The sequence below is a fragment of the Parapedobacter brassicae genome (assembly GCF_051400755.1).
In the GTDB taxonomy this organism is placed as follows: Bacteria; Bacteroidota; Bacteroidia; order Sphingobacteriales; family Sphingobacteriaceae; genus Parapedobacter.
Map to the genome: position 1 here is coordinate 253,483 of NZ_JBLFFL010000002.1, position 14,001 is coordinate 267,483.

General features: G+C 52.5%; 7 protein-coding genes. 3 read left to right on the forward strand and 4 right to left on the reverse strand.

The window, feature by feature from the left end; genetic code table 11:
- Window positions 1-54: 54 nt before the first annotated feature.
- Genes ACMGDE_RS06555 through ACMGDE_RS06565 form a run of 3 tightly spaced genes read left to right on the forward strand, consistent with a single transcriptional unit; the run spans window position 55 to window position 4,763 of the window.
- Window positions 55-717, forward strand: a complete 663-nt coding sequence (locus tag ACMGDE_RS06555; RefSeq protein WP_436831969.1) for a 3-keto-disaccharide hydrolase — start codon at window positions 55-57, stop codon at window positions 715-717.
- A gap of 55 nt (window positions 718-772) precedes the next feature.
- Window positions 773-3,559 (forward strand): PVC-type heme-binding CxxCH protein, encoded by a 2,787-nt coding sequence (locus ACMGDE_RS06560; RefSeq protein ID WP_436831970.1) that lies wholly within the window; start codon window positions 773-775, stop codon window positions 3,557-3,559.
- A gap of 10 nt (window positions 3,560-3,569) precedes the next feature.
- Window positions 3,570-4,763 (forward strand): FG-GAP repeat domain-containing protein, encoded by a 1,194-nt coding sequence (locus ACMGDE_RS06565; RefSeq protein WP_436831971.1) that lies wholly within the window; start codon window positions 3,570-3,572, stop codon window positions 4,761-4,763.
- Here the strand turns inward: ACMGDE_RS06565 and ACMGDE_RS06570 are convergent.
- Genes ACMGDE_RS06570 through ACMGDE_RS06585 form a run of 4 tightly spaced genes read right to left on the reverse strand, consistent with a single transcriptional unit; the run spans window position 4,739 to window position 13,780 of the window.
- Window positions 4,739-5,194, reverse strand: a complete 456-nt coding sequence (locus ACMGDE_RS06570) for a retropepsin-like aspartic protease (protein ID WP_436831972.1) — start codon at window positions 5,192-5,194, stop codon at window positions 4,739-4,741. The two genes, ACMGDE_RS06565 and ACMGDE_RS06570, sit on opposite strands and share 25 nt — an antisense overlap.
- 3 nt (window positions 5,195-5,197) lie before the next feature.
- Window positions 5,198-6,136 (reverse strand): malate dehydrogenase, encoded by a 939-nt coding sequence (locus ACMGDE_RS06575; protein ID WP_436831973.1) that lies wholly within the window; start codon window positions 6,134-6,136, stop codon window positions 5,198-5,200.
- A 59-nt stretch (window positions 6,137-6,195) separates the two neighbouring features.
- Window positions 6,196-8,535 carry a translocation and assembly module lipoprotein TamL gene (tamL, locus tag ACMGDE_RS06580; protein ID WP_436831974.1) on the reverse strand — a complete coding sequence of 780 codons (2,340 nt, stop codon included), beginning with the start codon at window positions 8,533-8,535 and terminating at the stop codon, window positions 6,196-6,198.
- A complete protein-coding gene (locus ACMGDE_RS06585; protein WP_436831975.1) occupies window positions 8,492-13,780 on the reverse strand; it encodes a translocation/assembly module TamB domain-containing protein in 5,289 nt (1,762 codons plus the stop codon). The genes tamL and ACMGDE_RS06585 overlap by 44 nt, the downstream gene beginning before the upstream one ends.
- Between the last annotated feature and the right edge of the window lie 221 nt (window positions 13,781-14,001).

The following is a 14,001-nucleotide window of genomic DNA, read 5'->3' on the forward strand; positions in this document are numbered from 1 at the left end:
ATGCGACGACGCTATATTTGATGTTTGGATTGATACTTGATATTGAGAATAGACATGCGGTTGATTTTGTTATCTTTTGTGGGAGCAACAGTGTTATTCTGTTCAAATGCCTATAGCCAACAACGGACACAGGCTAGCCAACCAGCTAAAACAGTAGCGCTTTTTGACGGCACGACACTCAACGGCTGGAAACCGGTGAATCTGGATGATGCGAAGTATTGGACAGTGGCCGATAGCTTCCTAACCGGGGGGGATGGCGTAAACAATGTACCGAAAAACACGTACTTGCAGACCACGAAAGAATACGGCGATTTTGAGTTCAGGTGCTTATTCCGACTCACCGGCGATCCCGGTACCGGCTTTATCAACAGTGGCATCCAATACCGCTCGCACGTGGTGGACAATGACATCGTGGGGTACCAGGCTGATATCGGTGATGGGCATTGGGGGGATATCTATGACGAACATCGGAGGGCATTATTGGTGGCCGGTGAGTTGGGTACCTTGCAGCATCTGATCAATAAGGGTGACTGGAACAGTTACATTGTCCGCGTGCGGGGAGATCACCACGAGCTTTACATCAATGGTGTAAAAACGGCGGATTATGTCGAAAAGGATCCGAATATCCCCTCTACAGGCGTAATCGCTTTTCAGCTCCATGGCGGTGGGGCAGCGAAGATCCAGATAAGGGATGTGACCCTTACGGAATTACCTTGATGACCAGATTATTATATCCTAAATTATTAACTTTTACAGCATAACCAATTTAAACATGCATTTACGTTTATCCCGTAGTTATTTCTTGTTTCTTTTTGCTACGGTTGTTGTGGCTTGTACCGGCGATTCGGATTCGGCGGATTCCAACCAGATCGATCGTGAATATGTATTAAACGCCAAAATGATTGGCTATACGGGCATCGGCGGCGACATCGATGGTCAGCGCAATCCCCTGCTCCGCGCAAAAAAAGGCGAACGGGTGAAGGTTTCGCTCGTCAATGGCGAACTGATGGCGCATGACATCACCTTGGAAAAGCTCGGCATCAAGAGTGAGACGATGCTGGAAGAAGGGGATACCACCAGTATCGTCTTCACGGCGACGGAAGATGACTCCTATTTTTGCAGCTTGCCGGGGCATCAGCAGGTGATGCGTGGCCAGTTTAAGATTGTAGAACATTTTGAACCGGTGGTAAGTGACAATTGGGGAATCTCACCCCGTAAGGACGGTCGCCCGCTGAATCTTGGTTTTGAACGCGGCAACCTCCAGGACTGGAAGGCAACGGGCGACGCGTTCGGCGCCCGGGCGGTGACCTATGATCCAGCACCTTGGTATCCAGACAGCGTGGTGCTTAAGCAGTCGGGCGACTATTATGTGAGCAGCGGTGGAACACTGAATTATAAGGCCATCGGTACGTTGACTTCGGCAACGTTTGCGGTGACCCATCCCTGGGCATCCTTTAAGATCACCGGTGGTGCATTGGCGGGGTTGCGGGTCGAACTGGTCGATGCGGCGACAGATTCGGTCATTTTCAAGATGTCTGGACATATCAATGAAGATCATGCGAGCGACCCTGCCCATGCGGCTTTCCGTCCGGTGGTGGTCGATTTGACAGGGCATAAAGGTAAGGAGATCTACATCCGCCTGGTCGACGAGGAAGCCGGTACCGTGCCAGAAATTGCTTACATCGGGGATAATCCATGGGCGCATATTTCCTTTGACGATTTCCGTTTTCATGAGGAAAGGCCGTCTTATCCGAACGAGTTGCGCCCGGATGATGTAATCATCCTGCCTCCGCGGGATCCCGTGCCGCACGCAGGGCTCTCGGGTGCAGAAGCAGCCAAGGTGATGGATGTGCCTGATGGCTTTTCGGTAACACTGGCCGCATCCGAGCCGGATGTGATACGTCCGATCGCCTTCACGCAAGACGACCGGGGCAGGCTATGGGTGGCCGAGGCACATACGTATCCGGTGCGCGCGCCGGAAGGACAGGGCAAAGACCGTATCCTCATTTTTGAAGATACCGATGGCAACGGTACATTGGATAAGCGGAAGGTATTCATGGAAGGGCTCAACATGGTGAGCGGCATCGAGCTGGGTTTCGGCGGGGTATGGGTCGGAGCGGCACCTTACCTGATGTTTATCCCCATAGATGAAGAAAAGGATGCTCCAGCCGGTAAGCCCCAGATCCTGTTGGATGGCTGGGCCTATGAAGATACGCATGAAGTGCTCAACACGTTTAAATGGGGGCCGGATGGTTGGTTGTATGGTACCCACGGCGTATTTACCCACTCCAATGTGGGTAAGCCGGGTACGCCGGACGATGAGCGCACACCCATCAATGCGGGGGTATGGCGGTATCACCCTACCCGCCATGAATTTGAGGTATTTGCGCATGGCACAAGCAATCCCTGGGGCATTGATTTCAATGATTATGGACATGCCTTTACCACGGTATGCGTGATCCCTCACCTGTTCCACATGATCCAGGGCGCAAGGTATCATCGTCAGGGCGGCGAGCATTTCAACCCCTACACCTACGAAGATATCAAGACCATTGCTGACCACGTGCATTGGCTGGGTGATCAAGGCCCTCATGCCGGCAATTTCCGGTCGGCGGCCGCCGGGGGCGGACACGCGCATTGCGGTGCCATGTTTTACCTGGGCAATAAGCATTGGGGCATCGACCGCAATGCGATTTTCATGAACAACATCAACGGTTTTCGGGTCAATATGGATATCACCAAACGCCTGGGGTCGGGATATACCGCAAGTCACGGTAAAGACTTCATTGTCACCAATGATTTTTGGTCGCAGTGGCTCAATTTCCAGATTACGCCGAGCGGGTCGGTGTTCGTCATCGATTGGTATGATAAGAACCAATGCCACAGTCCCAATCCGGATGTGCACGACAAGACCCTCGGCCGTATCTTCAAAATTACGCATAAGCAGGATCAATGGGTGAGTGTAGACCTCGCCAAAAAGACGAGCAAGGAGTTGGTGGAATACCAACTCCATGAAAATGAATTTTATGTGGCTCACAGCCGTCGTTTGCTACAGAAAAGGGGAGCCGACAAGGAAGTGCATGAGGGGCTGTGGAAGATTTTCAACGACAATCCGGATGTTACCCGCAAGCTGCGTGCGCTATGGGCATTGCACGCGACCGATGGAATTGACGTCAAGCAGGCGTTGGATTTACTGGGCCATCAAGATGAAAATGTACGGGCTTGGGCGATACAGCTGATCGCCGAAAAGAAAAATGTACCAGACAATGCGCGTAAGCGGTTCGAATCCCTCGCCAAAAGTGATACCTCGGCCCTGGTACGGCTATACCTTGCTTCGGCGCTCCAGCGGATGGAACCAAGCCAGCGGTGGGAGATCGTAAAAAACCTGAGCGCACATGAGGAAGATGCTGCCGATCATAACCTGCCGTTGATGGTGTGGTATGCGTTGGAGCCGTTGGTCGCATTGGATGCCGAACGCGCGACGGAACTCGCACAACGCGCCAAACTGCCCAACCTGCAGGAGTTCGTTTCAAGACGCATCGCAGACGGAAAAAAATAGGATGATGACCATGCATACTGTTGGACGATATTATGTGGCCGTTTACCTGCTGCTCGTTTCTGGCGTTATCTGCAACGGGCAGCCTCGCGAGGAAGTAGGTGCCGCGGATGTACGTTTCAAGAAGCATACGCTTAGCACCGAGTTTATTTCGGAAGGTGTTGCCGCGGCGGATGTAAATAATGATGGCAATACGGATATCATTGCAGGCGCCCATTGGTTTGAGGGCCCGGATTGGAAGCAGGTGCATGACATTTATCCCGAAGATCAGGTATTTGACGGCACGACGGGCTACAGCAACTCCATGCTGAACTTTACGATCGATGTCGATCAGGACGGTTGGGTGGATTACATCCGTGTCGATTTTCCAGGGAAAGAAGTATGGTGGTACCGAAATCCGGGCAACAAGGGAGGACATTGGCAAGAGCATGTGGTCTGCGAAACGGCAGGCAACGAATCACCTGCGTTTATGGATATCGATGGCGATGGCCGCAGCGATTTGCTGTTCGGTGATACCAGCACCGGGGAAATGGTCTGGTACCGCTGTCCAGCGGGCAAAGGGGATACTGAGTGGGTACGCCACGTCATCAGCGGACCGCGCGCACCCGGCACGGAGATGTTCTCCCACGGACTTGGTGTTGGTGATGTCAATGCGGACGGACGCAAGGACGTCATCGTCAAACAGGGATGGTGGGAAGCGCCTGCTGACCCGACACAGCCCGATTGGGTATTCCACGGTGCAGAACTGGGGCTTGACTGCGCCCAGATGTATGTAATGGACGCAAACGGCGATGGTTACCCGGATGTCGTCAGTTCTTCGGCCCATCGGTTTGGGATGTGGTGGTTTGAGCAGGGCCGCGACCCGGGGGGCAAGATGACCTGGAAGCTCCATGAGATCAACAGCGAATATTCCCAGACGCACGCATTGTCGCTGGTGGACGTTGATGGGGATGGCGATTTGGATTTGGTGAGCGGTATGCGTTATTTCGCCCATCAGGGCCATGACCCCGGTGAGACCAATCCGCCGACGATCTTCTGGTTGGAGTTTGTGCCCGGCGATGAGCCGGCGTGGATCATGCATATCATCGACGAGGATTCGGGCGTCGGACTGAATAATGCGGTCACCGATATCAACGGAGATGGCCTATTGGACATCGCGGTGGCCAACAAGAAAGGGGTGTTCTATTTTGAGCGGGTGGCGCCGTAGACCGCTCGTTGCCTCAGTTTCAGGGTGTTTTTACGGTAGTCGATGACGCCGCCGTACCGGGTGAGGATGTCCCCGCCGATCACACCGATTACGGGTTCGATATCCAACTGTTGGTAAGCATAGTTGATCGTAGAAAGATCGAGTACTGCCACGTCGTAGTGCTTGAGGTGGAGGCCGCCGATCTTCAGGTCCGGCACCGTCAGCGTAAAGCTTTGCATCGAAGTAGTGCCCAATCCGGTAGAAACCATGTCCGTATGCTGCAGTACCATGTCCTGATGAAGATAGGTCTCCACAGTAGCTTTGTCAAATACGGTTTTGGAAGCACCGGTATCCAATACGGCTTTGAAAGGTTTATCAAAAACAATGACTTCCAACAGTAGGTGGAAGCCATCGTCCTGTAAATTCAACAAGGTCAAGGGTATGTACACCATTGGCTAAAGTGCCCCGATTTCTTTCAACACGTTATTCATGTTGCGCACCGCGTCGGCGCTTTTGGCAAAGGCAGCCTGCTCTTCCTCATCAAGCGGAAGGTCGAGGATTCGTTCCCAACCGCTTTTGCCGAGGACAACGGGCACCCCAAGGTTGATGTCTTGCTGTCCATATTCGCCTTCCAAATAGACCGAGGCGGTGAAAAGCTTCTTTTGGTCGCGCACAATGCTCTCTACCACCGCCGCGCTGGAAGCACCTGGGGCATACCAAGCGGAGGTGCCGATGAGTTTGGTGAGCGTGGCCCCGCCGACCATGGTATCCGCTACGACCTGTTGCTGCTCATCTTCCGATAGGAATTGCGTGACAGGCAGGCTGTTCCACGTCGCGTGCTTGATCAGCGGTATCATGGTGGTATCGCCGTGGCCGCCGATAACGATGGCATTGAGATCGGCAGGGGAGGCGCCCAGCCGAAGGCTCAGTTGATAACGGAAGCGTGATGAATCCAGTGTTCCGCCCATGCCGATGATGCGGTGCTTAGGTAGTCCGGTAGCCTTCAGCGCCAGGTAGGTCATGGTATCCATTGGATTGGACACCACTACCAATATGACTTCCGGCGAATATTTCAGTAGATTTTCGGCGACATTGCGCACGATATTGGCATTGGTACCGATGAGTTCCTCACGGGTCATTCCCGGTTTGCGGGGTATGCCCGAGGTGATCACGGCAACCGTGGAACCCGCTGTCTGGCTATAATCGTTTGTAACGCCCGTGATGTTGGAGTCGAATCCCAACAGTGCTGCGGTCTGCGAAATGTCTTGCGCCTTGCCTTCGGCAAACCCCTCCTTGATGTCGAGCAATACGACTTCCTCGGCAAGTTCCTTGCGCACAATATTGTCAGCGGTAGTGGCGCCTACTGCTCCGGCACCTACAACGGTTATCTTCATAAGGTCTCTTTTAGTTGGTTTTTTAAGCTATTCATCGAATGGTAGCTAAGGTAGTGATTTTAGAATGGATATCCAATTGCCAAGTTGAATACCAGGTTGCGTCTTCGCCAGTCGGGGTCGCGGAAGTTGATTTCATCGAACACCCAGCGGTCGCCACGAGCCCGATAGGGGATGCGCAAGGGGATAGCCAAATCGCCGCGGAGCACTAAGAAACTCAGGTCGAACCGCAATCCAACGCCGGCACCTACCGCCATTTCGTTGACAAACTTGCTGCTGAACGCGGCTCCCGGTTTTTCGGGATCAGTATTTTGCAGCCAGATATTGCCCGCATCGATAAACGCGGCCCAATGGACGATACTGGCCAACTTGGCGCGGTATTCGGTATTGAGTTCTAGCTTGATATCCCCGGTTTGGTCGGCAAAGAAATTGTCTTCTCCATAAAATTCAGGAGTATAGGAGCCAGGGCCCAATGTCCTCGCCCGGAAGGCGCGCAGTCCATTTGGGCCGCCTGAGAAGAATTGCTTTACGTAGGGGAGCATTGTTGAATTGCCGTATGAATAGCCGACACCTGCCATGATGCGTGAAGCCAATTGCGTGTTTTGTCCGAGGCGCATATAATGCCTGAGATCCGCTTCTAATTTGACGTATTGCGAAAAATTGGCATTGAAGATCTGGTATTGCCGACCTTCCCTGACGTTGGCACCGCGAATAATTCCGTATAGGTTGGCCGATAGGTCTACACCGCCCTTGAAATAGTAGGTATGCTTGAGCTCCGTTTGCGTGGTATTGGTGCGGGTATATTGATAGATAGGGCCAAACGTAAATTGGGGTTCAATCGCATGCCGGAGCGGAGGCACCGTATCCATGAGCGCCTGATAGGCATCTGTGATATTCCACGGCTGCACATAAGCGACCTCCAATACTTTCAGGCTGTGCTCTTTTTCGATGTTTTCCCGCCACATGTATCCAAATGAAAACCGCATGGAATTCAGGCTGTATGCCGTGCGGCGGTTAAGAAATTCGTAGCCGGCACTAAAGGTGGTGCGCGGAACGAACCGGCGTGTCGGACTCCAATCGAAGGGCGCAATCATACGGGGAAAGGACAGATTGGCCTCGATGCCATAACGGTAAAAGCTAGAGTTGAGGTTTACATTGCCGCCGGTCTGTGTTTCAAAGCCACCGTATACAGTGAATGTAAGCAGCTCCGCGCTCCGGAAGGCGTTGCGGTGTTGCCAGTTGACGTTCACTTCCGATCCGTTATATACCGCTGCCGTTTTGCCGAGCAGCTCCACTCGGAGTCCGCGTTTGGGCAACGGCGTCAAGTAATAATAAACATCCAGCCGGTTTGTTGCGCCGGTGTCGACATCCACAAATTCATTGCGGACAAAGCGGAAGCTGCCCATACCCACCAGCTGCCTGATCGTGCGGTTGTGGTTGCCCCGGGTATACAGTTCGCCTTCTTTGAAAATCATGGCGTTTGCTAATGCAAACCGCCGGAAAGTATGCTCGGGGTCAATAAAGTAGTATCCTTGGTAGCGCTCCGCGCGGCGGGGATCGGTACGCTGGTATCCGCCCTGTGTGAGCGTATAATCCGGATAGATGTAGATATGGTTGATGTAGTACGGCTGTTTGGCCTTTGCGGGGGTTTCAGCCTTGACCATGACATAGAGATCCACTTGGTGGTCGCCCGATACGCTGTCTACTTCGGTGATCAGGTAGTCGGGACTGAAATAGTAGTAGCCCTTGTTTTTCAGTTCGTTGTCTATCCGCTCGCGTTCGGCGATGATGTTGTCCAGGTTATAAGGTCGCCCTACTTGGAGCAACGACTCGGACTCGGTCGATTTGATGGCTTTTCCCAGTTCACTGCTATCTACATCGAATGTGACGGACTTGATCCGATAAATGATATTCGGAGTGGCGGTGTAGGTGACGGTTGCCTTCCGGTTGTTGACGCTCGTATCCGATGTCACCTGGGCTTGAAAAAAGCCGAGGTTTTCCAGCCGGTTGCGTAAGAGGTTTTGGTTGTATTCACGATTGACATCGCTGAGCAGGACCGGCGGTTGGCCGACTTTGTTTTTTAGCCAGTTTTTGAAGCCCCGGTCGCTCTTGGGCTCGCCTGCGATGTTGTAGAGGTATAGCTGCGGCCGCATGCCCAGAATGGTGGTATTGGGTTTTGGCCGCAGCAGCTCTTCCAGGTTATCACTCATCGGCTTAATGTATCGTTCCGGAATGGTATCGGAGTCGATCGTTACCTTGCCTTTTACATACAGGTTTTCTCCTTCGGGCAAGTATTTGATGTTGCTGCAGCTGGCGAAGCACGATAATGCTGCAAGGGCGCAGTTCAACCACATGAATTTATTGCGCATTCGCCCTCCTTCCTTCTCCTGGTGTGTCTTCATCTTGCTCGTTACGTATCGCGATAGGCTTGGCCCCTGTGTCCGATGTAGGCGGCACATCGTCTTCCGGTTGGCCTTTGGATAGTTGCTGTCCTTGCCGTTCCTTGCGCCTGCGCTCCATGCGTTCCTTGAATTCGGGATCGTTTCGCAGGCTATCCATGATCGCTTTGCGCACGCTGTCGCGGTATGCGGTGTCGGTTTCCATGCGTTCGACATCCCACCGTCTTCTGAATCGGCGGCTTTCGGTATTGAACTCATCGGCCTCGCGGGTGGTGCGGTTGAAGATCTCCCTGAATTCATTGTAGTCCAGATTGACGATGAAACCAAGACCTGTTTCAACAAACTGGCCCTGCAAGGTGATCTGGTATTGATTTTTTCGATAAGCCCGTACCAGGTACCTGCCATCCTCCGTGAGCTGATAGTCTACGGCGATATCGCCGGCGATATTGGTGGTCTGTTCCCCGGGCCGCGCATTCCCCTCCAGCTCAAAGTTCGAGCCGACCGTCACTTTCATGCGGTCGTTGAAAAGCATTTTGGATACGCCAACATTGAGGTCTGTACGGTTTTGACCGGTGCCCATGCTGTAGTCTTCTTGTGATTGTAGATTGAAATCAAACTCAATGCCTTGGACAAGGTCTCCCGCCAAGCGATTGAGCTGGCCGCTGAGAAACGAACTCATGGTGCTGCGCGCGAGGGCCTCCGCACCACCTCCGCCTGAGAGGCTTTCGAACGGATTGGACGCCATGAAACGCCCCAAAACGATCAGCGAAAACACTTGCTTGTTCATTTCAGACTCGTTTTCCTGCAATTGAGACAATCCCGTGTTGACCCTGCTGGCCACATCTTGTGAGATCATCGCGTTATCCTCATCCATGTCGATGTCAAACCGCAGTTGGGGCTGGAATAGCTGTTCAGAAATATGCAGGTTGACATTAAACGGTACCCGCTGTTTATAGAGATTCGGCGATTCGGCCCCGATTTGGTTTTGTACCAGCTCCAAGGTGGGCGCCTTCACGTTATACACGGCGGTGATGGCCATGCGCGCATCCAACGGATCGCCCGACCACGTGAGCGTACTGCCCTGCCTGAACTGGAATAGGCGTTTTACCGGACCGAACGAAAAAGAGTAACTCCCCCGGTCTACCGTGTAGGTGCCGTTTAGGGTAATGTCACCGCTGGGGTTGATGCCTGCATTTAGTTCGGCTTCTCCCTGCACGGTTAGCGCATCCTGCGTCCCGGGGTCCATCACGATGGTAAAGATGGCTTCATTGTCGGTAGCGATATCCACCGATGCATTGATCCCGCTCAGTTCCGTATGCTTGAGGGAATCCACTTTGGCAAATATATTAGCGCTTGTGGTATCGCTTCGATCGACAAACCGGACAATGCCCTCACGGTCTACCATTCCGGGGTCGTCGTTGGGCATCACAAAAAAGACGTTTGTCCCTTCATCCACACGCAGCGTCCCGCTGACGATGGGGTTGTCCATATCGCCCCTTATGCGCAGGTTGCTGGAAAAGAAGAGTTGCCCGTAGTACAGGTCATTGTCTTGCTGAGTAGAATTGAGTACCTGGAAATCGTTAGCCACTAAGTTGAGCGCAAACGCGTAGTCCGTATAGGTCTTGGTATTGACCGTGCCATTCAATACCGCGGTATTGCCTTTGCTGTCCTGAAGCTCGAAACGGTTGAAACGCAGTCCATTGTCATTGAAGTTGATGCTTTGCCCATCAATGTTAAACGTAGCATTCAGCATCGCCACGTTGAGACTTGCCTGATCAAAGTCGAGTGCACCGTTGATACGGGGTTGATCGGGCGAGCCCGTAATCAGGAGTTTTCCGTTGATCGCGCCGGAGGTATTTTGCAGATACCCCAAGCTGAAGGCTTCCAGTGTATGCATGGATAGGGGCTGTACATCCAGCACGAAGTCCAATTGCGCATCGCCTTCAGGCGGACTGATAAAATCGCCAGTCAGTTTTACATTGTTGCCGTTGCCCGTAATGCCAATATCCGCAGCATAGACGTTTTCACGCTCATTATTGACCTTGAGGCTGATATCCCCGACGGTATCATTGCCGAAATAAAAGCGGTCTATGGCGATGTCTGATACAAATACCGGGGAGGATTCGAGCCGGGAGACCGTCGCCGAGCCGTTAATGCCGCCGCCCATGTCGAATAACTCGCTTTCGAGCATCTTACTGAAGGTCTCGATCCTGAAATTGTTGAAACGGATGTCGATTGGTGAATTCAGGGAGGAATCCTGCGATTGCAGGGACATTTCCTGCCCTTCGTTGCTCAGCACAAATTGATTCGTGCGAAGCCCGTCCTTGCCGAATGAAATGGCGTTTTGCGGGTCGACCTCCCACTGGTCATAATTGAGCATCAATCCATCTTCCAATAGCCTGAACACGAAATTGCCCGCATCTACATGCAGCCCCATGCCCAGGTGGTAGCGTTCCTTATCGGCGCTGTCTTTGATCCACACCCCAAAATCCACTTGATTATGCTGTACGGTGCCGCTGACCAGGGTGTTGGTCAATTCTATGTTGCTCACGCCGACGCGGTTGATGAGCGCGGAATAATACAGGGTACTGTCAACGGTATTGATGTCCAACCCTACGGTGTCAATAGTGGTGCCCGCATATACGATCCGCGGAGCGGTGACCTTAGCCAGCAGCATCTTGTCGTCACTGTTGAATGAGGCATCCAGCGTGACGTCTTCCATTTCCGTCAGGTCGGGTACCAGTCCCTGGATAAAGCGGGAGCGGGTAAACTGCGCACTGAAATCAAACTGCTGTGGGGAATATTCAAATTTGGGCGCCACCGAATCCGGCTGGTAGTATACGGAAATGATGTCCTGCATGGAAGCAGGCAGTTCGCTGAGTTTGTAGTTGCCGACGAGGTGGGCATTCAAAAATTCAGACTGCAATTGCAGCATATTAGAAGAATCCTGCGCCACCGCCCGCAGCCTGACGGTATCGAGCATATAGCGCTCATCATTGTAGGCAATGGATGAGTTCATGATATCGATGGTTCCGTTTAAATAATCGATGTCCGCTGTCTCGAAGTCAGCCACGAGTCGGCCATGGTAGCGGAATTCATCATCCAAAAGACCGAGGTTCTTGAGGTTGATGCTGTCCATCATCAGGTCGAGGTTTACCTTCGGGTACTGGCCCTGTAGGTTGGCATGCGCCTGGAGGTCAAAGTCGATATTGGCATCGTCGCTGGTTACTGAGGCGGTGATATCCCCGCCTTTGGCAACGACGTCCATCCCGATGTCCGTATATGCGTATCCCATGGCCTCTAGGCTGATCAGGTTTGCTTGGATATCTGCAACAGCCGTTGCGGGGTCAAGGCCCCTGCCTTTGGCATGTGCAGCGAATGATACCTTGCCCAGCACCGAGTCCATGTTCATCAATTGCCCGATATCGATATCCATGATGCTCACCTGCGCATCATAGACCGTATCCCGGGCAGTGGCCCGGTAGTCGGCATCCACGGTAGCACTGCCCATAGTGGTGGCGAGTTTCATATCAGTCCGGAAGCCGTTCAGTCCGCCATTAAAGGTGCCCGCAAGCCGGATATCGGCTGGAAAGGTGAGACTGTCCGGCAAGAGACTCGGCGCAATCAGTCGGTCCAAATCAGCTTTCCCCGTCACCAATTCCTGTAAATCGAGGTCAATATCCAACCGATCGATGTCCGGCAAGCCCTTGATATGGGCGCTGCCGGCAATGCGGGTCTTGTCAAGCATACTCAACTCCAGGCTGGGGATTTGGAGGTCATCCAATCGGCCGTGAATTTCGGTATTGATATAAAATGTATGTGGCCACAGAGGCTTCATGACCTCCATCGTATCCAGGTCGGGCACAAAATACAGCACGTCCTCCATGCCGAGGTGACTCTCCTTGATATCGGCGGCTACTTCGATGCTGCCAAGCTGTTCGGTGAGGGTTTCCAGCGAGGGGTAGGTGATCTTAAGGTAATCGCGGATGCGGGTATTGGGTGTTTCTGCGTACAGGTCATCCAATTCAACCCCCTGGTTCGTATAACTAAAGTCCGCCTGTAGGCGGTTCAATACAAAACCGCTGTGATCGCGCGCCTTGAGTCCCTCAACGCGTCCGCTAATGGTATCGGCCGAATACCGCAGCGCGGTCAATTCGCCCTGTAGGCCGGTAATGCCGATGTTGCCGTAATCGAAGCCTTTTTCCATGCGGGGCTGGTTGGCATCTTCAAAGGCTACATTCGTGTTGGCTATCCGGATCGCCGCCGCATTTACCCGCCAATTGATGGGTTCGGCAGCAGCCGTATCCGCCGCGCTGGCAGGAGACGCCTCCGTCTGTCCGAAGAAAACGCGAGCATCCGCACGATCCAGGTCAATCTCACGGATGTCGACAAATTCGCCATTGAGGTCCAGTTTATTGAGTCTAGCCAATAGTTTGCTTATCCGAAACCGGGTATCCATTGCACCGGCCTCATCGATGTAAGCAATATCAATATGAGCAAGGTTGAATGTTTCGAAATCCAGCTCCGGAAGCAGCGAGGTAGCAGCGGTATCCACAATGCCGAAATCAGCGGCATCCGGCGTCTCCTCCGGCTGGGCCACCGCCCATTGCCTTACCGACCCTTGCAATCCGTCAACATTGATCCGGGGTATACCAAAATGCATGTTGCCCTCTAGGTCGAACGTTTCAATGCGGGTGTCGAGGTGATTGAGGTCGACCGCCGCGGCCATGCCGATCACTTCGTCGTTGTAGCGGAGCCGTATACGGTTGAGGATCACCTTGTCGATATTGAATTTCATAGGAGCGCTGCTGTCCGGTTGTGCAGATTCCGTCTGTTCGCCTACAAAAGCGTTGATGATGTAGTCGAAATTGAATGCGCCATCCGGTAGCTTCCGGTTGATTTTTGCGGTAATGCCCTCCAAGTCGATTTGGCTGATCTCTACGGTATTCCGTAGCAGTTTCAACATGCTGATGTCTACCCGCAATTTTTCGCCAGCCAGGAGGGTATCTTGCGATTGGTCTTCGAAATACACACCCTCAAGCACCAGCATTTTCGGTAGATCCAGGCTCACGTGTGCAATGCGTACAGGGGTTTTGATTTTGTTTTCGAGGTATGACGTGATCTGCTGGACGATGTAGTTCTGGACGGCAGGGATACGTATTAAAATGAAGACAGTTAATACTAAGCCAATGATGCTCCCGATAATCCAAAGGAGTGTCTTAACCGCTATCCTGCCAAATCTATTCAATGCTTCAGATGTAAATATAGTTATCCTTGTACGATAAACAGGTATACCTTTCAAAAGGTTTAGCGAAGATGCTTAAAACTTTTTAGATTTGGAAAAAGCGGTGGTCAAACCACAGCCATTCTGGTGGTCAAGTGTAATTTTTTTTGTTCATTTGCGTTATACTTAAAAGTTGGATTTCGTCCGTATCGTTATAACGTATCGTTATAAAGAGTGGTTTAGTA